Raw genomic sequence first — 25,625 nt, 5'->3', positions numbered from 1 at the left:
AGATAGTTGGGGAATTAGGGGGACTGAATGTTGTATTATAAAACAATTTGAAATCACACGAATGACTTTGATACAATCATAATGTGCTCAGAAATAGATGCAGGAGATGACGAAACACTTCATGGTTCACACCATGGGGTGTTTTTTGATGATTTTTAGCAAAATTCACACCACTTTTCACACCACTAGTCTTTGTCTTATACAATTTCTTCCTAGTATCAGTTTAGTATGATATAATTAAATACGAATAATTTAAAGGAGTTATAAATGAAAATAGGAAAAGGCATCAATTGGATTTTGATTCTGTTAAGTTGCTTAGTTGCTATAGTACTGATAAGTTTTATGTTCCTCTTTAATCATAAGAAGCAAGATACAGAAGCAGTAAGTACTACAAAAGAACAGGTTTCTACTACTAGTACGACAGCGACTAGTACAACAACCACTAGTTCGACGACTACTCAAGATAGTGTTACGACTACTGAGGAAAAACTCTCGACACAAGAAGAGCAAACGAATGCTGAATCACAAAAAATAGATGAGCAAGCTATTCTCAATGGAGATTTCTCTACTCTAGTTGGAACTTGGAGAAATGGACTTGGGAAAGAGTTTACATTCGATAAAAATGGGCTAGTAGACAGTGGAAGTATTGAAAAAAAGAGCATGGGTAGCCATGGAACGATTGAATTCAGCATTAGAGATGGGATCTCAGGCTATGGAATGAGTATTTATCCTGCTGGACTGATTATGCCTGGGTTAGATACTGATTTAACTAAAAATAGGCTGATTGCTGGTCAAGCTGCTCCAACTAGATCAGAACAAGTTTTTTATAAAGTAGACTAAATGATTCACCATCTCATCAAATTTGAGATGGTTTTCTTCTTTATTTGTGAGTCATGATCATTTTATGAAGGTTAATCAAGTATGCTTCAAAAATAGCTTCCATAGGCGTTCTAGCCTGTTTAGCAAGATGTTGGAATTTATGAGGACCTTGACGGGTATTATTTTTCTTCATAGTATGTTGTGTTATAATGTAGATACGATATGAATAAATTAAGATATCTCTGTAAATTCTGTAAATGTCACTTTGTGTGAACATGAGTACATTTGAATTTATAGAATGATAGGAGGTGGTTTACAATGATAAGTTTAGAGCTGATGTCTGAAGAAAATAGCATAGATGTTTATTCTTTTGAAAAAGAAAATCGGGAGTATTTTGAGCGGAATTTACCTCCTAGACCAGCTACCTATTTTGATTCAGAAGGTTTTAAAGAAATTACAAGGGAATTGTTAAGGGAACAAGAGAATCATGATGTCTACATGCATCTTATTAGAGATGCACAAGGTACTATGGTCGGAAGAGTCAATTTAAGTGTCTTAGAGGATGATCGAAAAACAGCAGAACTTGGATATAGGATCGGAGAAAATGTTACTAATTTAGGTTATGCAAGTGAAGCGGTTAAACTCGTTTTAGAAAAGGCCTTTACTACTTATGGTTTACATAAGATTATCGCAGGGACGGCAACGGACAATCTGATCTCTCAGAGAGTGCTTTTAAAAAATGGTTTCACCTTTAGTAGAATCATAGAGAATGACTTTCAAATGCATAACGAGTGGATTCATACGGCAGTATTTGAGATAAGGAATCTATAGTATCATCATTACCAGTCGTTTGCCAAAACTCAACATTTCTAGTAGACATTCATCTACTTTTTTTATATAATAAAACTAAACCAAAATGGTTGAATTTTAAAAATATAGTCAACCTACGATGAAAACATCACGCTAGGAGGTAAAACATGTACCAACCAGAAAAGCTTAAGGCTAGGAGAAAAGAGTTAAAGCTAACACAGAAAGAGATTGCAGAGCAGCTTGGGATTAGTTTTCAGGCTTATTCAGCTTGGGAGCGTGGAGTCAAGGAGCCTTCCGAAGAAAAGGTTAGCCAGCTAGAAGAGATTTTAAAAGTACCAAAAGGCTATTTTACTCAAATCGAAATTGTCCGTCTCTATAATAGCCTTTCCAATAAAGGAAAAGAAAAGGTGATAGTCTATGCTCGCGACTTGGCTCAAGAAGAACAAGCCAAGAAGGTGACTGCTATTTCAGAAAAACTTTTCGAGTATCATGTTTATGAACGCATGTCGGCTGGGATTGGGGCTTCGGTTTATGATGATCGAAACTTTGATACGGTTTACTTTAATGAAGAACTGGCTCACGATTTTGCTTCATGGGTGTCTGGGGATTCTATGGAACCCAAATATCAAAATGGTTCAGTGGCTCTGATTCGAGAGACCGGATTTGATTATGATGGTGCTGTCTATGCAGTGGTTTGCAATAACCAGACCTATATCAAACGGGTTTATCGAGAAGAAGATGGCTTACGTTTGGTTTCCATCAATCCTAAATACAAGGATATTCACATTTCTTACGAAGAAGATCCGCGGATTGTGGGTATTATCGTGGGTAATTTTGTACCGATGGAGGGATAGCCTATGGGCTACTTTGATTATTCCAGAGAGCCCCAAAGTGATATTGCCTTTGTCGATATGAAATCCTTTTATGCCAGTGTTGAGTGTGTAGAAAGAGGACTCCATCCCCTTAAAACCTCCCTTTGTGTCATGAGCCGGGCGGATAATTCTGTTGGGCTTATTCTTGCCTCCTCGCCGATGTTTAAAAAGGTCTTTGGGAAAGCAAATGTCGGACGTGCCTATGACCTCCCCTTTGATATTAAGACGCGTAAATTTTCCTACTATAATGCCAAAAAACAAGGCTTACGGACAGACCCGGACTATGTGAAATTTATCGAAGATTGGGCTCGGGTGACCGTCATTGTCCCTCCTCGGATGGATAAGTATATCGCGGTCAATATGGAAATTCAGCGCATTTTCCAGAATTATGGCAGTCCAGATGATATTTATCCTTATTCAATTGATGAAGGCTTTATTGACCTAACCAGTTCGCTCAATTATTTTGTCCCGGACCAGCAGATTTCTCGTAAAGATAAGCTGGACATGCTTTCGGCTCGTATCCAGAGAGATATCTGGCGACAGACCGGGATTTACTCGACAGTCGGTATGTCGAATGCCAATCCTCTGCTTGCTAAATTGGCCTTGGATAATGAAGCCAAGCACACACCGACCATGCGATCCAATTGGTCTTACCAGGACGTGGAAAATAAGGTCTGGTCCATTCCAAAGATGACCGACTTTTGGGGGATTGGAAATCGGATGGAGAAGCGCTTGAGTAGCTTGGAAATCTATTCGATTAAGGAATTAGCCAATAGCAATCCGGATTTCCTGAAGAAAGAACTTGGCCAAGCTGGACTTCGCTTGTGGTTTCATGCTAATGGAATAGACGAGAGTAATGTTCATAAGCCCTATAAAGCCAAATCTCACGGCTTGGGTAATTCGCAAATTTTACCGAGAGATTATGTCAAGCAGCGAGACATCGAAATTATCCTTCGAGAGATGGCTGAACAGGTGGCTGTCAGGCTTCGACGGGCCAGAAAAAAGATAACGGTGGTGTCTATTCATCTTGGATTTTCTAAGCAGGAACAAAAACGCTCCATCCATACCCAGATGAAGGTGGAGCCGACCAATAATACCGGTCTTTTAGTCAGTTATGTACTGAAATTATTCCATAGCAAATATACTTCTGGAGCGGTCAGAAGTGTTGCCGTTAGTTATTCAGGATTTGTGGACGAATCCTTTGCGTTGATTTCCCTTTTTGATGAGGTTGACAAGCTAGAAAAAGAAGAAAGGCTCCAGACTGCCATTGATTCCATTCGAGAACAATTCGGCTTTACTTCTCTCTTGAAGGCGACTGCTTTAGAGGATGCATCGAGAAGTATTGCCAGAAGTAAGCTGATCGGAGGGCACTCTGCTGGAGGATTAGATGGATTAAAATGATTGATCGCTCTTATTTGCCCTTTCAATCCGCGAGGGACTATCAAGATCCAGGCATGCAGAAGTGGATGGGCTTTTTTCTATCGGAGCATACCAGTTCACTCAGTGCAGAAAAAAATCGTGTCGATTTATCAACAGACTTGAATCCAGTCGAGAAGTTGTTGCTACTTTCCCAGCTCTACGTCGGACGACTAAAAGGCTCTTTTATGGTCAAGGAGAAAAATCATAAAAGCACGATATTGGGTGAAGTAATAGAATTATCTCCTCAAGAAATCTCTGTTAGAACGGATGAAGGCTATCGATTAATAAGGGTAGATGATATTCTCGCCATCCAACTGTATCAGGAGGAAGTTTATGACTAGAAAAGAGTTATATGAAAACAAACTGCAGATGGATTATTTTTCAGATGATCCTCAACCCTATGGGAGTTATGGGAATGGATCTGCCATGAGAATTAGCCCTGTCGGTTTTGTGGCAGATAGTACAGAGCAGGCAAAGGCTTTGTCCCAAGCAGTGACAGAAGTGAGTCATGACCATCCTGAGGGACTAAAAGGTGCAGAAGCAGTTGCAGTAGCTATCTTCTTGGCTAGAACTGGTTCTAGCCGCCAGGAAATCAGAGACTACATCGATAAAAATTACTATCCGATGGACTTTACCCTGGACCAAATTCGTGAGGACTATAGCTTTGATGTGACTTGTCAAGGTTCGGTTCCTCAGGCCTTTCAAGCCTTTTTCGAGTCACAAGATTTTGAAGATGCTATCAGAAATGCTATTTCCATCGGAGGAGATAGCGACACCATCGCTGCTATCTGTGGAGGTCTTGCGCAAGCCTACTATGGAATTCCTGCTCCAATCAGAAATCAAGCTATAGCCTATTTGGATGATCATTTAGTAGAGATAGTGGATACTTTTGAAAGTGTCTATCCCATCCACCCTAATAAATAATTGGCTGCGAGGAGTGAGAAAAGATAAACTATGATATCTAGTGTTAGATAGGGTATGGATATCAGTTGATTAGCCATATTTCTAAGCCGTTCAAGAGCTATTTCTTGAATGGTTTTTTGTTTGCTGTTTAAAAACAATTGAGCTATACCAATTTTTATTCTTGACAAGTGAAAGAAACAAGTATATACTGTTTTCACTGATTCTAAAAACAGAAAATCAGACTATACCAATTTCGATAAGGAGAAAGCACAGCTTGCCTGTGTCGTATATACTATGTGTGGAATTGTTGGTGTTGTTGGAAACACAAATGCAACTGATATTTTGATTCAAGGGCTTGAAAAGCTCGAATACCGTGGTTATGATTCTGCGGGAATTTTTGTTCTAGGTGGTGCTGAAAGCCATTTGGTGAAGGCTGTTGGTCGTATTGCAGAATTGTCTGCTAAGACTGCTGGCGTTGAGGGGACAACTGGTATTGGACATACTCGTTGGGCCACTCACGGTAAACCAACAGAAGACAATGCTCACCCACATCGCTCTGAGACAGGACGTTTTGTCTTGGTGCACAATGGGGTGATTGAGAACTACCTTGAAATCAAGGAAGACTACCTTGCAGGTCACCGCTTCAAGGGACAAACAGATACAGAAATCGCCGTTCACTTGATTGGGAAATTTGCGGAAGAAGACGGCATGTCAGTACTTGAAGCCTTTAAAAAAGCTCTTCACATCATCCGTGGTTCATATGCCTTTGCCTTGATTGACTCTGAAAATCCAGATGTCATCTATGTAGCGAAAAATAAATCACCACTCTTGATTGGTCTTGGGGATGGCTACAACATGGTCTGTTCAGATGCCATGGCTATGATTCGTGAAACCAACCAATACATGGAAATCCATGACCAAGAGTTGGTAATCGTGAAAGCTGATAGCGTTGAAGTTCAAGACTATGATGGCAATCGTCGTGAACGTGCTAGCTACACTGCTGAACTTGACTTGTCAGATATCGGTAAGGGAACTTATCCTTACTATATGCTCAAGGAAATCGATGAGCAACCAACGGTGATGCGTAAGTTGATCCAAGCCTATACTGATGAGGCTGGTCAAGTAGTGGTAGACCCAGCTATCATCAAGGCTGTTCAAGATGCAGACCGCATCTACATTCTTGCAGCTGGAACATCTTACCACGCAGGGTTTGCTTCTAAGAAGATGTTGGAAGAATTGACAGATACGCCAGTTGAACTTGGAATCTCTTCTGAGTGGGGTTACGGTATGCCACTTCTCAGCAAGAAACCACTCTTCATCTTTATCAGTCAATCTGGTGAAACAGCTGATAGCCGTCAGGTTTTGGTTAAGGCTAATGAAATGGGGATCCCAAGCTTGACAGTGACAAACGTCCCAGGATCCACTCTTTCTCGTGAAGCCAACCATACCATGCTTCTTCATGCAGGACCTGAAATTGCCGTAGCATCAACCAAGGCTTATACAGCACAAATCGCAGCCCTTGCCTTCCTTGCAAAAGCGGTTGGTGAAGCAAATGGGAATGCTAAAGCGCAAGCCTTTGACCTAGTTCACGAATTGTCTATCGTGGCTCAGTCTATCGAATCAACCCTTTCAGAAAAAGAATTGATTGATAGTAAGGTTCGTGAGCTTCTTGAAACAACACGCAACGCCTTTTACATCGGACGTGGTCAAGACTACTACGTAGCCATGGAAGCCAGTCTCAAGCTCAAAGAGATTTCTTACATCCAGTGTGAAGGTTTTGCGGCAGGAGAACTCAAACACGGAACCATTGCCTTGATTGAAGATGGGACACCAGTTTTGGCCCTCTTGTCAGACCCAGTTCTTGCTAACCACACTCGCGGAAATATCCAAGAAGTGGCAGCTCGTGGTGCTAAGGTCCTCACCATCGCAGAAGAAAATGTTGCTAAAGATACAGACGACATCGTTCTTACGACCGTACACCCTTACCTCTCACCAATCTCAATGGTCGTACCAACGCAACTAGTCGCTTACTTTGCAACCCTTCACCGTGGGCTCGATGTGGACAAACCGCGTAACCTTGCTAAGTCTGTAACGGTAGAATAAGGAAGTCCTGTTACTGAATTCCAACATTTCTTGTCAACCAATAAAAATCTTGTTATACTATAGAAAAGTAGTTAATAGTGAAGTATAAGGAGATTGGAGCGGAAATGAAAAAGGGGAAAATTTCATCTATCATAGGACTCTTGTTTGCAAGTTCGTTTTTGATTCGGACTGTAGTGATCCATCAAATGAGAGCTTCAAAGAAACAAGAGAGTGAAAAGATTGCTGCAGTTCAGGAATTTATCAAATCTCAAGAACAGGCTGAGGCAGAAAAGCAAAAGGATACTTTTAAAGATATCCTTGGAAATGGATCAGGAACTTTTGAACCGAGACCTAGCTACGACAAAACCATATTTGTTAATAATCAATACAATATTGGTGTTCGAGACGGAGCCTATTATCTACTGACACTCAGTAGCAACAAAGAACTCTTGCTAGAAGGGGTCGATGACGCCTATGCCTTGGCTGTTAAGAATGAAGATAAAAACAAACAAGAAGTTGCTATGGTTGTTCATAAAGATGGAGCTTGGCATATTATAAATGGTGAAGGGGAAGTTACAACAACCCTTGACCGACAATATATAACAGCTCATACCAAGCTTGTGATTAAGAATAAGACTGTTGATTTTGAATAATGTGATTGACTCATGATTCTTTAGAGAAAACATAGATTTACAAAAACCTCCTAGATTCTTTCTAGGAGGTTTTTAAAATTATAAATCTTGCATAGAAATCTTATTGAGTTCGTTGACAACTTGTAGGATAGATAGTCGACTGATATTAATGACGAGCATGTCTTCGAGGCCTTTGATATCAAAATTAGTGATAATAGCATCGTAGTCACTATCCATGATTTCTTCGATGTTAAGGGTTTCTTTATCCCAAGTTTCATACTGGATGTTATTTGAAGTATGGAATTCGTAGAGAGAAATCAAGAATTGTGGGTGGGCAAAGTCATACTCACTCAGAACTAAGACCTTGACTTTCTTTTTATGTTCAAATAATTGATCTGTTAGCCCTTCAGCGTGAGTGAACAGCGTGTAGATCGGGTGAGAAAGGGCAGGAGTCTTCTCCTTTTGTCCCATAATGTTTTTGTATCGCATCATTTCAAAGACGGTTGCTTCATAAAATTTAGGGAAGAATTTTTTAATTTTTCCAAGCGTATAATCCTTGTTTTGTGAAATGATCGATTCGGAGTTGATTTCTCTTCGCTCAAGCAAGGCAGTGTTGTGCAGGTTCCAAATCAAGGTATCCGTATTTGAAAATTGAACACCAAATCTTCGAGTTAAGTTGTCTAGGATGTCTCGCGCAGCATGATAGGAACGATCGACTTGTTCGTAAGACTGACGAGCCTCTAGGAAATCTTCGACTGTAAAGAAAAGACCAGGCTCAGCAAAGGGACTGAAAATCTGATTAAGGTTTTCAGGGGTGACTTCAACATTGAGCCCTTGGGCCAAGTCTTGTAACTGACTCTGAAAATCAGACAGTTGGTCGTAGATAGGGCTCAACCAGGAAGTGGTTTGTTTTGGGAAACGAACAAAATAACCTCTCTTCATTCGGTGCAAATCGACTGTAGCCTGAGTTCTGATTTGATAAAGATTTTGATATTTTGCAGGGAATTTTGCCAAATTGATAAAGAAGGAAACAAAGCTATCAATGTCTGCTTCTTTGATTTCTGTGAAGGGCCATTCTAAAAAGCTATATGCTTCATGGAAATATTGGGAGAAGAAAAATCGAATATCTTTTTCATCACCAATAATAGAGATAGGGGTTACCTTGAGCTTGAAGCGGTAGGTTCCGTCAAGAATCTTATTGATATCTGCAACCTTCTTACGCAAAGAAGGAAGGGAAATATCCAAAGATTCGGCAAGATGTTCATAGGTAAAGGGGCTGTTCAAGAGGAAGAAAGCTTTTAAAATTTGGAAATAATCGGATGTCTGTAAGAAATATTGGTAGATTCGCTCAATACCATTATTTTGTACATTCACCATCATAATCCCTGCAGTTGAATGTCTGATATCAAAGTCAGGGAAGACTTCGCGTAAATCCTTGATATCACTCTTGATGATACGAGCATTGTAGCCAATGGTCTTAGATAAATCATCTAGGTAAATCCAGTCAGGATTTTCAAACAAATATTCTAAAATCTTTAATTGCCTTTGCTCTTTTTGGCTGAGTAATTCTCTCATTATAAATAAACTCCCGAAGTAATGTTAGAATAATTAGAAAAGAAGATAACCGAAGATTGTCAAAATTCTAGCATAAAAGAAAGTCATCCCTTAAGAGAGATTCGAAATCTATCGAAGAGGGGTGATACTTGATAAGAAGTTCCTACGAGTCTTCAATCTATTTGCGATACAAACGATCGTATTGGTAGTATGGATCAAAGGTTACATTGATTCCTAGTTTGCGAAGAACGTTTTTGTCTTCGTCTGTTAGGATAATCGTAGAATGAGCTTCGCTACCTTTGAGATTTCCGAGTTCTTTCATAGCACGGTCTGCATCAGGATTCTGCATAGCTGTGATTGCAAGAGCGATAAGAATCTCATTAGAATGAAGACGTGGATTGCGACTGCCTAAGTGATTGATTTTCAAACCTTGGATTGGTTTCACCACTTCTGGTTCAATTAACTTGGTTTCAGCATCGATATTCGCTGACTTCTTGATAGCATTGATCACGGCGGCAGCTGTCGGACCAAAGAGTTCTGAATTCTTACCAGTGACGATTTCACCAGAAGGTAACTCAAGTGCTAGAGCAGGTCCATCTGTTTCTTCAGCTTTTTGTCGAGCGGCAACAGCAACCTTACGGTCAGCTGGCGTGATGCCGAGATCATTCATGAGAAGTTCGATTTTCTTGACAGCAGATTCAGCAACTTTTTCAGCCTTGAAGTCGAGAACTGTTTGGTAGTAGCGACGGATAATCTCTTGTTTTGATGCTTCGATTGCAGCGTCGTTATCAGTGATTGCAAAACCAACCATATTTACACCCATGTCAGTTGGAGATGCATAAGGAGATTCGCCCAAGATACGTTCGAGCATACGCTTGAGAACAGGGAAAATCTCGATATCACGATTGTAGTTGACTGTAGTTTCTCCATAAGTTTGGAGATGGAATGGGTCAATCATATTGACATCGTCAAGGTCTGCAGTAGCAGCCTCATAAGCCAGGTTAACTGGATGATGGAGAGGTAGATTCCAAACTGGGAAGGTTTCAAACTTAGCATAACCAGATTTGATACCATTCAGTTGGTCGTGGTACATGTTAGACATACAAGTTGCCAACTTACCTGAACCAGGTCCAGGAGCAGTCACGACAATTAAATTGCGACTCGTTTTGATATAGTCGTTTTTCCCCATACCTTCAGGAGAGATGATATGGTCCATATCTGTCGGATAACCCTTGATTGGGTAGTGGAGATAAGAGTCAATCCCATTTTTTGCTAATTGATTACGGAAGGTATCTGCAGCAGGCTGACCAGCGTATTGTGTGATAACGACAGAGCCGACAAAGATACCAAGTTCGTTGAATTTGTCAATCAAACGAAGCACTTCTTGGTCGTAAGAAATACCCAAGTCACCACGAGCTTTTGAGTGCTCGATATTGCTAGCGTTAATGGCAATAACAACTTCGACTTGTTCTTTCAACTCTTGCAAAAGTTTGATTTTGTTATCTGGCTCATAACCAGGAAGTACACGGGCAGCGTGGAAGTCCTCCAACATCTTGCCTCCAAACTCCAAGTAAAGCTTGCCGTCAAACTGGTTAATACGCTCCAAAATATGGTCGCGTTGTAAATTTAGATATTTTTCAGAACTAAAAGCTTGTTTTTTCATTTTTTTACCTCTGTTTTCTATTATATAAAAAAAATAGAAGATAAGAAACTACAGAGTAATAAAAGTAAGAAAAAAGATAAAGCAAACGCTTGCACAAACGATTAAAAAAGTCTATGATGGAGTAAAGTGAATTTAAAAGAGGTGAAAAGATGCAAGAAAAATGGTGGCATAATGCAGTTGTCTATCAAGTCTACCCTAAAAGCTTCAAGGATAGTAATGGAGATGGGATTGGTGATTTGCCTGGAATTACTAGCAAGTTAGACTATCTAGCTAAGCTAGGAATTACGGCAATTTGGCTTTCTCCAGTTTATGATAGCCCTATGGATGATAATGGCTATGATATTGCCAATTATCAAGACATCGCTTCTATCTTTGGAACCATGGAAGACATGGACCAGCTGATTGCTGAAGCCAAAAAACGAGATATTCGAATCATCATGGACTTGGTTGTCAATCATACATCCGATGAGCATGCTTGGTTTATTGAAGCGCGTGAAAATCCTCAAAGTCCCGAACGTGATTACTATATTTGGCGAGATAAACCCAATGATTTAACCTCTACTTTTAGTGGTTCTGCATGGGAATATGATGAAAAATCTGGTCAATACTATCTACACTTTTTCAGTAAGAAACAACCAGACCTCAATTGGGAAAACGAAGAGCTCCGTCATAAAATCTATGAGATGATGAATTTCTGGATTGATAAAGGAATTGGTGGATTCCGTATGGACGTTATTGACATGATTGGGAAGATACCTGACCAGAAGATTGTCAACAATGGTCCCATGCTTCATCCCTACCTCAAGGAAATGAATCAGGCTACTTTCGGCGACAAAGAGCTCTTGACAGTAGGGGAGACATGGGGAGCGACACCGGAAATCGCAAAACTCTATTCAGATCCAAAAGGACAAGAACTGTCTATGGTCTTCCAGTTTGAACATATCTGTCTTCAGTATCAGGAAGGACAACCTAAGTGGCACTACCAAAAAGAGCTAAATGTTGGGAAATTAAAAGAGATTTTCAACAAGTGGCAGACAGAATTAGGAGTTGAGGATGGCTGGAATTCCCTTTTCTGGAACAACCATGACCTTCCTCGGATCGTCTCTATCTGGGGAAATGACCGAGAATACCGCGAAAAATCTGCCAAAGCATATGCAATCTTGCTTCATCTCATGAGAGGAACACCTTATATTTACCAAGGTGAGGAGATTGGGATGACCAACTATCCATTTGAAAGTTTGGAGCAAGTAGAAGATATTGAATCTATCAACTATGCCAAAGAAGCGCTAGAACAAGGTGTACCGCTAGAGCAAATTATGGATAGCATTCGTGTGATTGGACGCGATAATGCGCGTACCCCAATGCAGTGGGATACTACAGACTACGCTGGATTTTCAAGCGCGAAACCATGGTTAGGAGTCAATCCAAACTATGCGAAGATTAATGTAGAAGAGGCTTTAGCAAATCCAGATTCCATCTTCTATACTTATCAAAAATTAGTTCAGATTCGCAAAGAAAACAGCTGGCTGGTTCAAGCTGACTTTGAATTATTAGAAACGGTTGAGAAAGTTTTTGCCTATATTCGCAAGGACGGGGAACGCCGTTTCCTAGTAGTAGCTAACCTCTCAAATCAAGAACAAGAGTTTTACTTTAATGGGGTTCTCAAATCAATCTTAGTTGCTAACACAGAGGTTAAAGAAAATCTCGAGCAACTAACACTAGCACCTTGGGATACATTCTGTGTCGAATTGGCCAATTAAACCTAAAAAACTCAAGTATCCAAGATGCTTGAGTTTTTTTTCTAAAATAAGTGTAAAAATTTCTTAAAAAAATATTATTTTGAATTTTCTAAAAAATACCCTTAAAACCCTTGCTTTTATAAAAAAATAGGGTATAATGGTGAAAAATAATATTTTAAAGGAGAATACCGATGAAATCGAAAAAGTTGCTCGCAGTAGCAGGGATAACGATGAGCGCAGCTCTTCTTTTAGCGGCTTGTGGAAAGACAGAGAAAAAAGCAGACGCTCCAAAAACATTTTCATACGTATATGCCATCGATCCATCAACATTGGACTATAGCGTTACTAGTAAAAGTTCAACATCGGACGTCATTGCTAACTTGGTCGACGGACTCTTGGAAAATGACAAATACGGAAACTTGATTCCATCTCTTGCTGAAGACTGGTCGGTTTCACAAGACGGTTTGACCTATACTTACAAACTACGTAAAGGTGTCAAATGGTATACTTCTGAAGGTGAGGAGTACGCCGAGGTCAAGGCTCAAGACTTTGTGACTGGTTTGAAACATGCTGCTGATGGTAAGTCAGATGGCTTAAGTCTGATCCAAGATTCTATCAAAGGTTTGGCAGAATACGTCAGTGGTGAAAGCAATGACTTTTCAACAGTTGGAGTTAAAGCAATTGACGACTACACTGTTCAATACACCTTGAACCAACCAGAAAGCTTCTGGAATTCTAAGGTAACAACAGCGACTATGCTCCCAGTTAATGAAGAATTCCTGAATTCTCAAGGTAAAGATTATGGTGCAGCGACACCTTCAGGTATTCTCTATAATGGACCATATATTTTGAAGAACTTCACTTCAAAATCAGTGATCGAGTACGAAAAAAATCCAAATTATTGGGATAAAGACAATGTTAAAATTGACCACGTCAAACTTACTTTTTACGATGGATCTGACCAAGAATCATTGATTCGTAGTTTCTCATCAGGAGCCTATACAACAGCTCGTCTCTTCCCAACAAGTTCAAACTTTGATTCAACTAAGCAAGAATACGGGGATAAGATTGTCTATAGTCCACAAGAAGCGACCAGCTATTACTTTACTTTCAACGTGAATCGTCAGTCTTACAATAAAACAGCAAAGACAGATGAAGCACAAAAGACTTCTACAAAAGAAGCGCTTCTCAACAAAAACTTCCGCCAGGCAATCAACTTTGCTCTTGACCGTCATTCTTACTCTGCTCAGATGAATGGTGAAGAAGGAGCGGACAAGATTATCCGAACCAGTCTTGTACCTTATGACTATGTTCAGGTCGGTGAAAAGACCTTCGGTGAATTGGCTCAAGAACAATTAGTAACATACGGAGACCAGTGGAAAGATGTAGCTTTGACAGATGGTAAAGATACTATTTACAATCCAACAAAAGCAAAAGCTGCCTTTGAAAAAGCAAAATCAGAATTGCAAGCTAAAGGTGTGACCTTCCCAATCCACTTGGATATTCCAGTTGAACAAACAGATGTCATTGCTGTTCAACAAACCAACTCCCTCAAACAATCTGTCGAAGCAGCGCTTGGAACTGAAAATGTTGTCATCGATGTGCTTCAAATGACAGATAATGAGAAAATGAGTATTACTTCTCAAGCTAAGGTTCCTTCTCAAAAAGACTATGACTTGAACGGAACTGGTTGGGGACCAGACTATCAAGATCCAGCTACTTATCTAAATATCTTGGATGCTAAGAAGGGTTCTGCCCTTAAACACTTGGGTATCACAAAAGGTAAAGATCCAGAAGTCATGGCTCAAGTTGGACTTGATGAGTACAAGAAACTCTTGGATGATGCGGCATCAGAAACAACCGACCTTAACAAACGCTATGAAAAATATGCCAAAGCACAGGCTTGGGTATCTGATAGCTCACTCCTCATCCCTGTAGCGTCTTCAGGAGGTTCTCCTACAGTTAGTCGTACAGTACCATTCTCGAAAGCCTACTCTCAAGTTGGTATCAAGGGAGATCCGTTTGTATTTAAAGGTTTAGAGTTGCAAAATGATATTGTAACCACTAAAGAATACGAAGAAGCTCTTAAGAAATGGCAAAAAGAGAAACTTGAAACAAATGCTAAATATCAAAAAGAGTTAGCGAACCACGTTAAATAATTTTAAACAACGGTGAAAGAAATCCTGATTTTATGCGGGGTTTCTTTCTTTTTTCATATACTGACGAGAGGGCAAATAATTAAATAACTTTACTTTTGGGGCGAAATTTGGTAGAATAGCTTTATGTCATAAAACCTAACATATAAGGAGAAAATGAATCATGAAACTTAAAAAACGACTGATTGGAGCGGGGTTGACGCTTGCCGCGGCGGTCTTATTGACAGCGTGTGGGAAGTCTGCATCAGATGCTAAAACCTACTCGTCAACATTTGGTGCCGACCCGACAACCTTCAACTACCTGTTGGACTACTCTGGTGATAATACTGCTGTTGTAACCAACTTGGTGGATGGTTTGCTTGAAAATGACAATTATGGAAATCTCATTCCTGCTCTTGCAGAAGATTGGAGTGTTTCAAAGGATGGTTTGACTTACACTTATAAGCTTCGTCAAGATGCAAAATGGTTCACGGCTGATGGGGAAGAATATGCCCCAATTAAAGCACAAGATTTTGTCACAGGTATCAAGTATGCAGCTGATAACAAGAGTCAAGCTCTCGATTTGATTCAGAACTCAATCAAGGGATTAGATGATTATGTAACAGGTGCTAATACAGACTTTTCAAATGTTGGTGTCAAAGCCTTGGATGACTATACTGTCCAATATACTTTGACACGACCAGAACCATTCTGGAACTCTAAGACAACTAACAGTATCTTGTTCCCTGTAAACGAAGAATTCCTTGCTTCTAAAGGTAAAGACTTCGGAACCCTGAAACCAGATAGCATTCTTTATAGCGGACCATATTTGTTAAAAGATTTTACATCTAAGTCTTCTATCGAATATGTGAAAAACCCACATTACTATGACCAAGAAAAAGTAACGATTGAAAAGGTAAAATTGGCCTATTTTGATGGTTCAGACCAAGACTTGACAATTCGTAACTTTGAAAGTGGTGCTTACTCATCTGCAGGTGTTTATCCAAATAGCTCAAACTTCGCTAAGACAAAGGAAAAATACAAGGACAACATCGTCTATAGCTTGCAGGATGCGACTTCTTGGTACTATAATTTTAACGTTAATCGCCAAGTATACAATCATACAGCTAAGACTAGCGATGAGCAAAAACAAGCTACCCAAGCTGCGATTTTAAATAAAAATTTCCGTCAAGCGATCAACTTTGCCATTGACCGTACAGCTTATTCGGCTCAGTCTAATGGAGAAGAAGCAGCTAAAAACACTCTTCGTAACTCGCTTGTACCACCAACTTTCGTGCAAGTAGGTGACAAGACTTTTGGTGAGACAGTTTCATCTAAGTTGGTAAACTATGGTACACAATGGTCAAATATGAATCTTGAAGATGCTCAAGACGGTTATTTCAATAAAGAAAAAGCACAAGCGAAGTTTGCAGAAGCTAAAAAAGAATTGGAAGCACAAGGTGTGAGCTTCCCAATTCATTTGGACTTGCCTGTAGACCAGGTTAACAAGACCTTGCTTTCTGGAACAAACTCAATCAAACAATCAATCGAATCAACGCTCGGTTCTGAAAATGTAGTGGTTGATGTTATCCAATTGTCAACAGATGATTATTCAAATGCAACAGTTCAAGCACCAACTCCTGCAGATCATGACTATGATTTGAACTTGGATGGATGGTCAGCTGACTACCAAGATCCTTCAACTTACCTCAATCCTTTCAATGCTGAGGATGGATTCTATCTCAAGATTTTAGGACTTGATCCAAGTAAGGACACAGCTAAGATTACTAGTCTAGGATTGGACCAATATACTCAAAAATTGAAAGCAGCAGATGCAGAAAATACAGACGTAGCTAAACGCTATGAAAACTACGCAGAGGCACAAGCTTGGTTGATTGATAGTTCTCTTCTAATCCCAGTTGTGTCAAACGGTGGTGGAGCTTCAGTAACACGTGTGACACCATTTACACGAGCTTACTCACTTGTCGGAATCAAAGGTACTGGAAGTAACTATAAGTACATGAAATTGCAAACCGAAGTCGTAACAACTGCTCAATTTGACGAAGCTAAAGCCAAATGGGAACAAGAACGTAAAAACTCAGTTGAAAAGAGTCAAAAAGAATTCGAAAGTCACGTTAAATAATAAAAAAATAGAGCTTTTTAAGAGCTCTATTTTTTTATTTTAGCTGTTTTTTGAAAACATAAAATGTAGCAAAAGTGCTAATAAATATACACTCACTAAATACATTTTCAAAATAAAACGTTTCCTTGACTAATGTAGATAGCCTTTAGAGGTACTTTGTGATATAATTGAATTAAAATGTTTTGAAGAGGTGTTCCATGAAAAGTAGACGCATAAAAAAAAGTAAATCTAGTAAATTTCAGCAGAGCTTAAACATAGGTTTGTTGCTAATCTATGCTATTCTAGCTTCTTTTTTATTGTTTTTGATTTTTAAATATCAGATTTTAGCGGTCAGCTATTTTAATATTATCCTGGCAGTAGTTTTAGTGCTCATAGCATTATTATCCCTCTTGTTGATAGTTAAACGCAAAGCCAAGGTGTTCACCTTGATAGTCCTAGTGCTCTCGGTTTTATTTAGCTCTGTAGCTTTAGTAGCTGTAAATCGATTTGTTGGACTCGCCAATCAATTCAATGCAACTTCAAATTACTCAAGCTACTCTATGAGTGTGGCAGTGCTAGCAGACAGTGAGATTAATAACGTTTCTCAACTTTCTAGTGTAACTGCTCCAACAGGAACAGATGCTGAGAATATTCAAAAATTGATAGATGACATTAAAACAACTCAAAGCAAGGAATTGACAGTTGAGGAAGCTTCTTCTTACCTAGCAGCCTATAAGAGTTTGTTAGATGGAGAAACCAAAGCAATAGTCTTAAACGGTGTTTTTGAAAATCTGATTGAGCAGGAATATCCCGACCACGCTAAGAAAATCAAGAAAATCTATACCAAGGACTTGACTAAGAAAGTGGAGGCGCCTAAGGTAGCTACAGGAAATTCTTTCAATGTCTACATCAGCGGGATTGATACCTATGGTCCTATCAGTTCTGTTTCGCGCTCAGATGTCAATATCATCATGACAGTGAATCAAGATACTAAGAAGATTCTCTTGACGACAACTCCTCGAGACGCCTATGTCCCTATTGCAGATGGTGGGAACAACCAAAACGATAAGTTGACGCATGCGGGTATCTATGGTGTAGATGCTTCTATCCATACCTTAGAAAATCTTTATGGTATCGACTTGAACTATTATGCTCGACTTAATTTCACCTCTTTCTTGAAGTTGATTGACCTTCTAGGAGGCGTGGATGTATACAATGATCAAGAATTCACATCGCGTCATGGGCAATACCACTTCCCAGTCGGCAATGTCCATCTGGATTCTGAACAAGCTTTGGGATTTGTGCGTGAACGTTATTCGCTTGCGGATGGTGATGGGGATCGCGGCCGTAACCAACAAAAAGTCATTGCGGCGATTATCCAGAAATTAACCTCGGCAGAATCCCTGAAAAACTATGACAGTATTATTCAGAGTTTGCAGGATTCAATTCAGACCAATATGCCACCAGAAACAATGGTAAGTCTTGTCAATACTCAGTTGGCAAGTGGAGGAAAATATACCGTTACTAATCAAGATTTGAAAGGAACTGGTCGTATGGGTCTCCCGTCTTACGCTATGCCAGATAGCAATCTTTACATGTTAGAAATCGACCCAACCAGCTTGGAAGCTGTAAAAACGGCTATTAAAGATACCATGGAAGGAAAATAAGATGATTGATATTCATTCACATATTGTTTTCGATGTTGACGATGGACCTAAAAATAGAGCTGAGAGCAAGGCTCTCTTAGAGGAAGCTTACGCACAAGGTGTTCGAACCATTGTTTCCACCTCTCATCGTAGAAAAGGGATGTTTGAAACACCAGAAGACAAAATTGCAGCTAATTTTAGCGAAGTCAAACAGTTGGCTCAAGAAATCGCACCGGATTTGAAGGTAGTGTACGGAGCTGAGATTTACTTTTCTAGTGATGTTTTAGAAAAACTTGAACAAAATATCATTCCAAAACTCAATGGCACTCGTTATGCTTTGATTGAGTTTAGCATGAATACACCCTACAGAGATATTCATAGCGCCTTGACTAAAGTTCTCATGTTAGGGATTACACCAGTGGTTGCTCATATTGAGCGCTATCACACTTTGGAAAATGATGAGAAAAAAGTTAGAGAGCTCATCAATATGGGCTGCTATATGCAGATTAATAGCTCGAGTGTCTTAAAACCGCGGATTTTTGGAGACACCTACAAGTTTATGAAAAAGCGTGCTAGGTATTTTTTGGACAAGGACTTAGTCCATGTAGTGGCTAGCGATATGCACAATTTAGATAATCGCCCACCGTATATGAGAGAAGCTTATGAGCTCATTGCTAAAAAATACGGATCAGGAAAAGCTCGTGAGCTTTTTGAAACAAATCCATCAAAAATAATAAATGACAAACTAATATAGGAGAAATGATGAAAGAACAAGATAAATTTGAAATTGACGTATTTCAATTGATAAAAGTGCTATGGAAACGAAAATTCCTCATTGTCTTAGCTGCACTAGTAGCAGGTCTAGCAGCTTTTGCTTATAGCTCATTTATGATTAAGCCTCAGTATGCTAGTACCACCCGTATCTATGTTGTCAATCGTAACCAAGCAGATAAGCCTGGTTTGACCAACCAAGATTTGCAAGCGGGTGCTTACTTGGTAAAAGACTACCGTGAAATCATCCTCTCTCAGGATGTTCTTGAAAAAGTAGTGGCCGACCAAAAATTAACTATGGATGCAAAAACTCTTGGAAGAAAAGTTTCAGTAACAGTTCCAGCAGAAACTCGTATTGTATCTATCTCGGTTCGAGATGGCAATCCTGAGGAAGCAAGTCGTATTGCCAATGCACTCAGAGAAGTAGCCGCGCAGAAAATTATTTCTGTAACACGAGTGTCAGATGTAACCACACTTGAAGAAGCAAGACCGGCAACATCACCATCGTCTCCAAATATTCGTCGCAATACAATGATAGCCACTATAGCAGGTGTAGGATTCGTCACGATTATCGTACTTTTAGTTGAATTGTTGGATGATCGAGTGAAGCGTCCAGAAGATATCGAAGAAGTGATGCACATCTCACTTTTAGGTGTTATTCCAAATCTTGAGAAATTAAAGTAAAGAGGGAAATATGGCAAAGTTAGAATTATCAGAACAACGATTACACTCTGTAAAAAAAGCTGAGGAGTATTATAACGCACTACGGACCAATATCCAGTTGAGTGGAGATGGTCTCAAAGTGATTGCCCTTTCTTCAGTTAGACCTGGAGAAGGGAAGTCGACTACTTCAACCAACATAGCTTGGGCATTCGCGCGTGCAGGCTATAAGACACTCCTTATCGATGCCGATATTCGTAATTCGGTAATGTCAGGTGTCTTTAAATCTCGAGAAAAAATTACAGGTTTGACAGACTACTTATCAGGAACCAAAGATTTATCTCATGGTTTGTGTGAAACAAACGTAGAAAACTTGTTTGTCATTCAATCAGGAGCTGTTTCACCAAACCCGACTGCTCTTCTTCAAAGTGACAAATTTGAAGCAATGATTGAGACTTTACGCAAATACTTTGACTATATCATTGTGGATACAGCCCCTATCGGTGTTGTCATTGATGCAGCTATTATCGTACAAAAATGCGATGCCTCTATCCTGGTAACTGAAGCTTCTGCAACAAAACGGAGAGAAGTTCAAAAAGCTAAAGACCAGTTAGAGCAAACAGGAACACCATTCTTAGGAGTTATTCTGAATAAATTTAATATTCAGCTTGAAAAATATGGTTCATATGGTTCATACGGGAACTACGGTTCCTACGGGAAGAAATAAGTAGGAAAAAAAGGGAGTAAAAAATGGAAGGAAGGGGTTTCTACAACGTAACTCTAGCGTTTTTGCAGAGTATACTGGTCAGCATATTGGCTTATATACTAATCTCTGTATCTGAAACAGAAATTGTTGCAAAAACGGTTTTTGTTCTGTATTTTCTTCATTTTGCAGCCTTCTATATCAGTGGCTACGGAAAGGATTTTTTCAAACGCAGTCAATCCGTCGAATTGATAGAGATAGTAAAATACATCATCTTTTTTGCATTGCTGATTAGTTTTTCTAGTTTTTTTCTGAAGGATCAATTTGTAATTTCTAGACGGGGTATGATTTACTTCCTATCTTTGTACGGAGTGTTTAATTATTTCCTGAGTTTTGTTATCAAAAAATATTGGGTCCATTTTAACCATAATTTAAAAGGGAGCCGTAAAATCATTTTGATCACTGCGACATCCCGAATTGAGAAGGTTATCGACCGTTTGTTAAATGCAACTGATGTCGGTGGGAAACTTGTCGCTGTGAGTGTACTAGATAAACCAGATTTTAAACACAATAAAGTAACGGTTATTCCTCGAGAGAATCTAATTAATTATGCAACTCATGAGGTTGTGGACGAAGTTTTTGTGAACCTGCCTAGTGAGGATTATGATATCGGTAGCATTATTTCACAATTTGAAACAATGGGAATTGATGTTACTGTAAATTTAAATGCCTTTGATAAGAATTTAGGTAGAAATAAACAGATTCATGAGATGGCTGGATTAAATGTAGTAACTTTTTCTACAAACTTATATAAACCAAGCCACATAGTTGCCAAACGAATTATTGATATTTTAGGGGCAATTGTTGGGTTAATCATCTGTGGACTAGTAAGCATAGTCCTTGTTCCAATGATTCGAAAAGATGGTGGACCAGCAATTTTTTCTCAGACCCGAATAGGAAAAAATGGTCGTCATTTCACTTTTTATAAATTCCGTTCTATGCGAGTAGATGCGGAAGAAATCAAGCAGCAATTGATGGACCAAAATACCATGCAGGGTGGTATGTTTAAGATGGACAATGACCCTCGCGTTACCAAAATTGGACACTTTATTCGAAAGACAAGTTTGGATGAACTGCCCCAATTTTGGAATGTGTTGATTGGTGATATGAGCCTAGTAGGAACTCGACCTCCAACAGTGGACGAATACGAAAAATACACACCTGAACAAAAACGTCGTTTGAGTTTCAAACCAGGAATTACTGGCTTGTGGCAAATTAGTGGTCGTAGTGAAATTACCAACTTTGATGATGTTGTCAAACTAGATGTGGCCTATATCGATGATTGGACAATCTGGAAAGATTTTGAAATTTTATTAAAAACAATAAAAGTAGTGCTGATGAGAGATGGAGCAAAATGATTCTATGAATAAAGTGAGAGAAATTCAATTAGGAGAGTTAACACTTTTAGAAAGTTATATCGATCTTTGTAAAAGACATAATTTGCGTTATTATGCATTGGGTGGGACTTTACTCGGTGCCATTCGTCATAAAGGATTTATCCCATGGGATGACGATATGGATTTAGGAATGCCTAGAAAAGATTATGAAAAATTCTTGTCAATCTGTGAGAAAGAGCTTCCTGAAAGTGTTATTTTAAGACTTCACGATGATAATCTAGGTAATACTTCGATTATGGATACTTCAATCCAAATTCAATTTGGTAATGAATGGTGTAGTCCTTTTATTGATATCTTTCCTTTAGATGGTTATCCAGAAGATGGAATCCATTACTGGTTGCATACGAATAAAATAAAATTCTATCGTGCCTTGTCTAAGATTTCTGTTATTGATCGTTTGCATGAGAGAGATAGAGGCTCTTTCGAAAATGCGATTGTAAAAGTTTCAAAAGCCTTCAAATTAAATAAACTCTTAAACACTTCAAAAATTAACAAAAAATTACAAAGTATCATTAAACAATATGATTACGAAACTAGTACCATGGTCGGAAATGTCTTGGGTTCCTACCGCAAACGAGAACTCGCAAGAAAAGAAGTGTTCGGGGAACCGCAATTACTAGAGTTTGAAAACTTACAAATTAGTTGTCATGCAAATCCAGATGAGTATTTGACAAAAATATATGGTGATTACATGCAACTACCAAAAGAAGCTGAGCGTAAGGGTCATTTTGAGTCTACGTGGGGAGATTAAGTTGAATAGTTTTGATTTAATGGGGGTCAGAATTGACCCCTTAACAATGGACGAAACTGTCCAAGCTGTTGAAAAATTTGTTATTGAACAACGTCCACTCCACTTAATGGGAGTGAATGCGGACAAAATAAATCAATGTCAAACAGATGAATCGATCAAAAAGATAGTGAATGATTCTGAAATCATTAACGCAGATGGAGCATCAGTTGTTCTTGCTTCCCGTTTTTTGGGTTATCAAGTTCCTGAGAGAGTCGCTGGGATTGACTTGATGCAAAGATTACTCCTTTTAGCCAATGAAAAGTCTTATTCAGTTTATTTTTTTGGTGCCAAGGAAGAAGTTTTAATAGATATGCTAGAAATCTTCAAGAAAGATTATCCTAACTTACGAGTTCTTGGATATCGTAATGGTTATTTTTCTGAAGAAGATGAATATGGCATTCAAGAAGACATTCGTGAGAAAAATCCTGATTTTGTTTTTGTTGGGATCACCTCTCCTAAGAAAGAATACATCATTCAAAAATTTATGGATCAAGGTGTTAATTCTGTCTTTATGGGAGTTGGAGGTAGTTTTGACGTTTTATCTGGCCATATTAAACGAGCTCCTCTATGGATGCAAAATGCACATCTTGAGTGGTTGTTCCGAGTGGCAAATGAACCTAAACGTCTCTTTAAACGTTATTTCGTAGGAAATGTCACGTTTATTAAGCGAGTATTAGATGAAAAACGAAAATCAAAAAAATAATATTTTACATATTTCACGTACCATGGATATTGGTGGTGCAGAGAGAATTGTCTACCAATTGAGCTCGGATTTGAAAGATGAGTTTGATAGTGTCCATGTGGCGTCTACTGGTGGACTTTGGGAGAGCGAACTGGCTTCTCAAGGGATTCAACATCATAAAATTTTAGATATCGATAGTAAAAATCCCGTGACGGTATTAAAGCTTCTAACTAGCATCCGTCAAATAATCAAAAAGAATGATATTACTATAGTGCACACTCATCATCGGATGGCTGCTTTTTATATCCGTTTATTAAAACTTGTTCATCCAAAATTGATACACGTTTATACCGCTCACAATGTCTTTAAAGATAAACTGCCTCTATATGGATTTGCTTTAAAAACTGCCAAAAGTGTAGCAGTGGGAGAAGCAGTAAATAAAAATCTAAAAGAAGACGTAGGTATTACTGATAGCAGGGTTATTTATAATGGAGTTGTTTTAAAAGAAACGGATGACCAGGTCGATGAGATTATCAGTTATGGTGGGATTAAACTTGGTTGTATTGCCAGGTTATCTGAGCAAAAAGGCTTGACTTATCTCCTTGATGCTATGCCTTTACTGACTGTTAAGGATATTCGATTGTTTATCGTTGGTGATGGTGAACTTAGAGATGAACTTGAGAATAAGGTTAAAGAGCTACATCTTCAAGATTCGGTAACTTTTTTAGGATATCGTAAGGATATTGTGGAATGTATCAATAGTTTTGATTTTTGTGTTTTGCCTTCAGTATTTGAAGGATTTGGCTTAGTTGCTATTGAAGCATTTATGAATGGAAAAACAATTGTTGCGACAGATATCCCGGGGTTAAACGAAGTTGTATCAAATAAAAATGGGATTCTAGTTCCAGCAAAAGCCCCTGCTACTCTGGCATCTGCTATTGATAAATTAGCTACAGATGCAACATTAAGACAGGAACTTTCTAGCCAAGCAAAAAAAGACTATGAAAACAAATTTAGTTATCCTTTATTCTTGGAGAACTATAGGAAACTGTATAGAGAAATAAAGGGAGAATCAAAATGAAAAAAGTCATGTTGGTTTTTGGGACGCGCCCAGAAGCAATCAAAATGTGTCCTTTGGTAAACGAGTTGAAAAAAAATGACTCGATTAAGACACTTGTCTGCGTGACTGGACAACATAAGGAGATGCTTGAGCAGGTTTTGGATGTCTTTAAGGTCGTTCCTGATTATGATTTGGGGATTATGAAGACAAATCAAACCCTATTTTCAATCACGACCAGTATTCTAGACAAAATTCAAGCAGTGCTTGAACAAGAACAACCAGATATTGTGCTTGTTCACGGAGATACGACAACAACTTTCGCAACGGCCTTGGCAGCCTTTTATATGGGGATTAAAGTTGGACACGTGGAAGCAGGTTTAAGAACCTACAATCTTCAAAGTCCATTCCCTGAGGAGTTCAATCGTCAGACAACTTCTATCATTGCAGATTATCATTTTGCGCCAACAGAAGTGGCTAAAGACAATCTTCTAAAAGAGGGAAGAGAGAATATTTTTGTAACAGGTAATACGGTTATTGATGCTTTAAAGACAACTGTTCAGGATGATTACAATCACCCAATTTTAGAGTGGGCTAAGGATAGTAAGTTGATTATGTTGACAGCTCACAGACGTGAAAATCTTGGACAACCAATGGAAAATATGTTTAATGCTGTTAATCGTATTTTAAATGAATTTGAAGATGTAAAAGTTGTTTACCCAATTCATAAAAACCCTAAAGTTCGTGAATTGGCAAGTAAAGTCTTTGGGGATAATGAACGCATGAAAATCATTGAACCTTTAGAAGTTATTGATTTCCATAATTTCATGAATCAAAGCTACATGATTTTAACAGATTCTGGTGGAGTTCAAGAAGAAGCTCCATCGTTAGGGAAGCCTGTTTTAGTCATGCGTGATACAACAGAGCGTCCAGAGGGGATTGCGGCTGGAACATTAAAATTAGTAGGTACGGAAGAAGAAAATATTTACTCTAATTTTAAGCTTCTTTTAGAAAACCAAATAGAATATAACAAGATGAGTAAGGCTAGCAACCCTTATGGAGATGGAAAAGCTTGTGAAAGAATCGTCAATATCATTTTGGAAGGATAG

At 38.8% G+C, this 25,625-nt stretch carries 22 protein-coding genes and 1 pseudogene; 20 read left to right on the top strand and 3 right to left on the bottom strand.

The window, feature by feature from the left end; genetic code table 11:
* The first annotated feature begins 267 nt into the window (after positions 1–267).
* Complete coding sequence (locus ACESNQ_RS04135) at positions 268–840, top strand: DUF6287 domain-containing protein (RefSeq protein ID WP_373075227.1); 573 nt, start codon at positions 268–270, stop codon at positions 838–840.
* Between the two features lie 40 nt (positions 841–880).
* Here the strand turns inward: ACESNQ_RS04135 and ACESNQ_RS04130 are convergent, their stop codons facing one another.
* Positions 881–1,012, bottom strand: coding sequence for a hypothetical protein (locus ACESNQ_RS04130; protein ID WP_373075225.1), 132 nt, complete (start codon positions 1,010–1,012; stop codon positions 881–883).
* Positions 1,013–1,137: 125 nt separating this feature from the next.
* Here ACESNQ_RS04130 and ACESNQ_RS04125 point away from each other — a divergent pair, with 125 nt between their 5' ends.
* The 7 genes and pseudogenes from ACESNQ_RS04125 (at position 1,138) to ACESNQ_RS04095 (ending at position 7,558) form a co-directional block, all read left to right on the top strand.
* Positions 1,138–1,650 carry a GNAT family N-acetyltransferase gene (locus ACESNQ_RS04125; RefSeq protein WP_373075223.1) on the top strand — a complete coding sequence of 171 codons (513 nt, stop codon included), beginning with the start codon at positions 1,138–1,140 and terminating at the stop codon, positions 1,648–1,650.
* A gap of 146 nt (positions 1,651–1,796) precedes the next feature.
* Positions 1,797–2,483 (top strand): XRE family transcriptional regulator, encoded by a 687-nt coding sequence (locus ACESNQ_RS04120; RefSeq protein ID WP_373075221.1) that lies wholly within the window; start codon positions 1,797–1,799, stop codon positions 2,481–2,483.
* Positions 2,484–2,486: 3 nt separating this feature from the next.
* The gene (locus tag ACESNQ_RS04115; RefSeq protein WP_373075219.1) at positions 2,487–3,902 is read left to right on the top strand and encodes a Y-family DNA polymerase; all 1,416 of its coding nucleotides are present in this window, start codon (positions 2,487–2,489) and stop codon (positions 3,900–3,902) included.
* Complete coding sequence (locus ACESNQ_RS04110; protein ID WP_373075217.1) at positions 3,899–4,261, top strand: hypothetical protein; 363 nt, start codon at positions 3,899–3,901, stop codon at positions 4,259–4,261. The genes ACESNQ_RS04115 and ACESNQ_RS04110 overlap by 4 nt, the downstream gene beginning before the upstream one ends.
* A 37-nt stretch (positions 4,262–4,298) precedes the next feature.
* A pseudogene (locus ACESNQ_RS04105) lies at positions 4,299–4,844 on the top strand (ADP-ribosylglycohydrolase family protein); the annotation flags it as partial.
* Positions 4,845–5,117: 273 nt separating this feature from the next.
* Positions 5,118–6,926 carry a glutamine--fructose-6-phosphate transaminase (isomerizing) gene (glmS, locus tag ACESNQ_RS04100; RefSeq protein ID WP_373075215.1) on the top strand — a complete coding sequence of 603 codons (1,809 nt, stop codon included), beginning with the start codon at positions 5,118–5,120 and terminating at the stop codon, positions 6,924–6,926.
* 104 nt (positions 6,927–7,030) lie between these two features.
* Complete coding sequence (locus ACESNQ_RS04095; RefSeq protein WP_373075213.1) at positions 7,031–7,558, top strand: hypothetical protein; 528 nt, start codon at positions 7,031–7,033, stop codon at positions 7,556–7,558.
* Positions 7,559–7,636: 78 nt separating this feature from the next.
* On the opposite strand, the gene ACESNQ_RS04090 is transcribed toward ACESNQ_RS04095, so the two are convergent.
* Both ACESNQ_RS04090 and ACESNQ_RS04085 read right to left on the bottom strand, forming a co-directional pair.
* Positions 7,637–9,112: an AcpB/EbpR/MafR family transcriptional regulator gene (locus ACESNQ_RS04090; RefSeq protein ID WP_373075211.1), complete on the bottom strand. Its 1,476-nt coding sequence runs from the start codon at positions 9,110–9,112 to the stop codon at positions 7,637–7,639.
* A gap of 157 nt (positions 9,113–9,269) precedes the next feature.
* Positions 9,270–10,754 (bottom strand): DUF1846 domain-containing protein, encoded by a 1,485-nt coding sequence (locus ACESNQ_RS04085; protein ID WP_006149519.1) that lies wholly within the window; start codon positions 10,752–10,754, stop codon positions 9,270–9,272.
* A 149-nt stretch (positions 10,755–10,903) separates the two neighbouring features.
* On the opposite strand from ACESNQ_RS04085, the gene ACESNQ_RS04080 reads away from it, so the two are divergent.
* From ACESNQ_RS04080 to wecB, 12 genes are all read left to right on the top strand, one after another.
* On the top strand, positions 10,904–12,514 hold the full coding sequence (locus tag ACESNQ_RS04080) for a glycoside hydrolase family 13 protein (RefSeq protein ID WP_373075209.1): 1,611 nt from the start codon (positions 10,904–10,906) through the stop codon (positions 12,512–12,514).
* A 170-nt stretch (positions 12,515–12,684) separates the two neighbouring features.
* Positions 12,685–14,652, top strand: coding sequence for a peptide ABC transporter substrate-binding protein (locus ACESNQ_RS04075; protein ID WP_373075207.1), 1,968 nt, complete (start codon positions 12,685–12,687; stop codon positions 14,650–14,652).
* A 160-nt stretch (positions 14,653–14,812) separates the two neighbouring features.
* The gene (locus ACESNQ_RS04070; RefSeq protein ID WP_373075205.1) at positions 14,813–16,771 is read left to right on the top strand and encodes a peptide ABC transporter substrate-binding protein; all 1,959 of its coding nucleotides are present in this window, start codon (positions 14,813–14,815) and stop codon (positions 16,769–16,771) included.
* A gap of 197 nt (positions 16,772–16,968) precedes the next feature.
* Positions 16,969–18,417: an LCP family glycopolymer transferase CpsA gene (gene cpsA, locus ACESNQ_RS04065; RefSeq protein ID WP_373075203.1), complete on the top strand. Its 1,449-nt coding sequence runs from the start codon at positions 16,969–16,971 to the stop codon at positions 18,415–18,417.
* A gap of 1 nt (position 18,418) precedes the next feature.
* A complete protein-coding gene (gene cps4B, locus ACESNQ_RS04060) occupies positions 18,419–19,150 on the top strand; it encodes a capsular polysaccharide biosynthesis protein Cps4B (protein WP_314944762.1) in 732 nt (243 codons plus the stop codon).
* Between the two features lie 8 nt (positions 19,151–19,158).
* Complete coding sequence (locus ACESNQ_RS04055) at positions 19,159–19,851, top strand: CspC family polysaccharide chain length determinant protein (RefSeq protein ID WP_373075201.1); 693 nt, start codon at positions 19,159–19,161, stop codon at positions 19,849–19,851.
* Between the two features lie 10 nt (positions 19,852–19,861).
* A complete protein-coding gene (locus ACESNQ_RS04050) occupies positions 19,862–20,554 on the top strand; it encodes a tyrosine-protein kinase (RefSeq protein WP_006149526.1) in 693 nt (230 codons plus the stop codon).
* Positions 20,555–20,577: 23 nt separating this feature from the next.
* The gene (locus ACESNQ_RS04045) at positions 20,578–21,948 is read left to right on the top strand and encodes a sugar transferase (protein WP_314944753.1); all 1,371 of its coding nucleotides are present in this window, start codon (positions 20,578–20,580) and stop codon (positions 21,946–21,948) included.
* A 4-nt stretch (positions 21,949–21,952) separates the two neighbouring features.
* A complete protein-coding gene (locus ACESNQ_RS04040; protein ID WP_373075568.1) occupies positions 21,953–22,738 on the top strand; it encodes a LicD family protein in 786 nt (261 codons plus the stop codon).
* A 19-nt stretch (positions 22,739–22,757) separates the two neighbouring features.
* Positions 22,758–23,480, top strand: a complete 723-nt coding sequence (locus tag ACESNQ_RS04035) for a WecB/TagA/CpsF family glycosyltransferase (RefSeq protein ID WP_373075566.1) — start codon at positions 22,758–22,760, stop codon at positions 23,478–23,480.
* Positions 23,455–24,540, top strand: a complete 1,086-nt coding sequence (locus ACESNQ_RS04030; protein WP_373075199.1) for a glycosyltransferase family 4 protein — start codon at positions 23,455–23,457, stop codon at positions 24,538–24,540. Before ACESNQ_RS04035 ends, ACESNQ_RS04030 begins: the two co-directional genes overlap by 26 nt.
* Positions 24,537–25,625 (top strand): non-hydrolyzing UDP-N-acetylglucosamine 2-epimerase, encoded by a 1,089-nt coding sequence (wecB, locus tag ACESNQ_RS04025; RefSeq protein WP_373075198.1) that lies wholly within the window; start codon positions 24,537–24,539, stop codon positions 25,623–25,625. Before ACESNQ_RS04030 ends, wecB begins: the two co-directional genes overlap by 4 nt.

The sequence above is a fragment of the Streptococcus infantis genome (assembly GCF_964243025.1).
GTDB classification, from domain to species: domain Bacteria; phylum Bacillota; class Bacilli; order Lactobacillales; family Streptococcaceae; genus Streptococcus; species Streptococcus infantis_N.
Note: the sequence above shows the minus strand (reverse complement) of the source record. Positions and strands in the feature narration are given on the sequence as shown.

Coding starts and splice junctions, on each gene's coding strand:
- ACESNQ_RS04135 (WP_373075227.1), top strand. CDS start 268: ATGAAAATAGGAAAAGGCATCAATTGGATTTTGATTCTGTTAAGTTGC.
- ACESNQ_RS04130 (WP_373075225.1), bottom strand. CDS start 1,012: ATGAAGAAAAATAATACCCGTCAAGGTCCTCATAAATTCCAACATCTT.
- ACESNQ_RS04125 (WP_373075223.1), top strand. CDS start 1,138: ATGATAAGTTTAGAGCTGATGTCTGAAGAAAATAGCATAGATGTTTAT.
- ACESNQ_RS04120 (WP_373075221.1), top strand. CDS start 1,797: ATGTACCAACCAGAAAAGCTTAAGGCTAGGAGAAAAGAGTTAAAGCTA.
- ACESNQ_RS04115 (WP_373075219.1), top strand. CDS start 2,487: ATGGGCTACTTTGATTATTCCAGAGAGCCCCAAAGTGATATTGCCTTT.
- ACESNQ_RS04110 (WP_373075217.1), top strand. CDS start 3,899: ATGATTGATCGCTCTTATTTGCCCTTTCAATCCGCGAGGGACTATCAA.
- glmS (WP_373075215.1), top strand. CDS start 5,118: ATGTGTGGAATTGTTGGTGTTGTTGGAAACACAAATGCAACTGATATT.
- ACESNQ_RS04095 (WP_373075213.1), top strand. CDS start 7,031: ATGAAAAAGGGGAAAATTTCATCTATCATAGGACTCTTGTTTGCAAGT.
- ACESNQ_RS04090 (WP_373075211.1), bottom strand. CDS start 9,112: ATGAGAGAATTACTCAGCCAAAAAGAGCAAAGGCAATTAAAGATTTTA.
- ACESNQ_RS04085 (WP_006149519.1), bottom strand. CDS start 10,754: ATGAAAAAACAAGCTTTTAGTTCTGAAAAATATCTAAATTTACAACGC.
- ACESNQ_RS04080 (WP_373075209.1), top strand. CDS start 10,904: ATGCAAGAAAAATGGTGGCATAATGCAGTTGTCTATCAAGTCTACCCT.
- ACESNQ_RS04075 (WP_373075207.1), top strand. CDS start 12,685: ATGAAATCGAAAAAGTTGCTCGCAGTAGCAGGGATAACGATGAGCGCA.
- ACESNQ_RS04070 (WP_373075205.1), top strand. CDS start 14,813: ATGAAACTTAAAAAACGACTGATTGGAGCGGGGTTGACGCTTGCCGCG.
- cpsA (WP_373075203.1), top strand. CDS start 16,969: ATGAAAAGTAGACGCATAAAAAAAAGTAAATCTAGTAAATTTCAGCAG.
- cps4B (WP_314944762.1), top strand. CDS start 18,419: ATGATTGATATTCATTCACATATTGTTTTCGATGTTGACGATGGACCT.
- ACESNQ_RS04055 (WP_373075201.1), top strand. CDS start 19,159: ATGAAAGAACAAGATAAATTTGAAATTGACGTATTTCAATTGATAAAA.
- ACESNQ_RS04050 (WP_006149526.1), top strand. CDS start 19,862: ATGGCAAAGTTAGAATTATCAGAACAACGATTACACTCTGTAAAAAAA.
- ACESNQ_RS04045 (WP_314944753.1), top strand. CDS start 20,578: ATGGAAGGAAGGGGTTTCTACAACGTAACTCTAGCGTTTTTGCAGAGT.
- ACESNQ_RS04040 (WP_373075568.1), top strand. CDS start 21,953: ATGAATAAAGTGAGAGAAATTCAATTAGGAGAGTTAACACTTTTAGAA.
- ACESNQ_RS04035 (WP_373075566.1), top strand. CDS start 22,758: ATGGGGGTCAGAATTGACCCCTTAACAATGGACGAAACTGTCCAAGCT.
- ACESNQ_RS04030 (WP_373075199.1), top strand. CDS start 23,455: ATGAAAAACGAAAATCAAAAAAATAATATTTTACATATTTCACGTACC.
- wecB (WP_373075198.1), top strand. CDS start 24,537: ATGAAAAAAGTCATGTTGGTTTTTGGGACGCGCCCAGAAGCAATCAAA.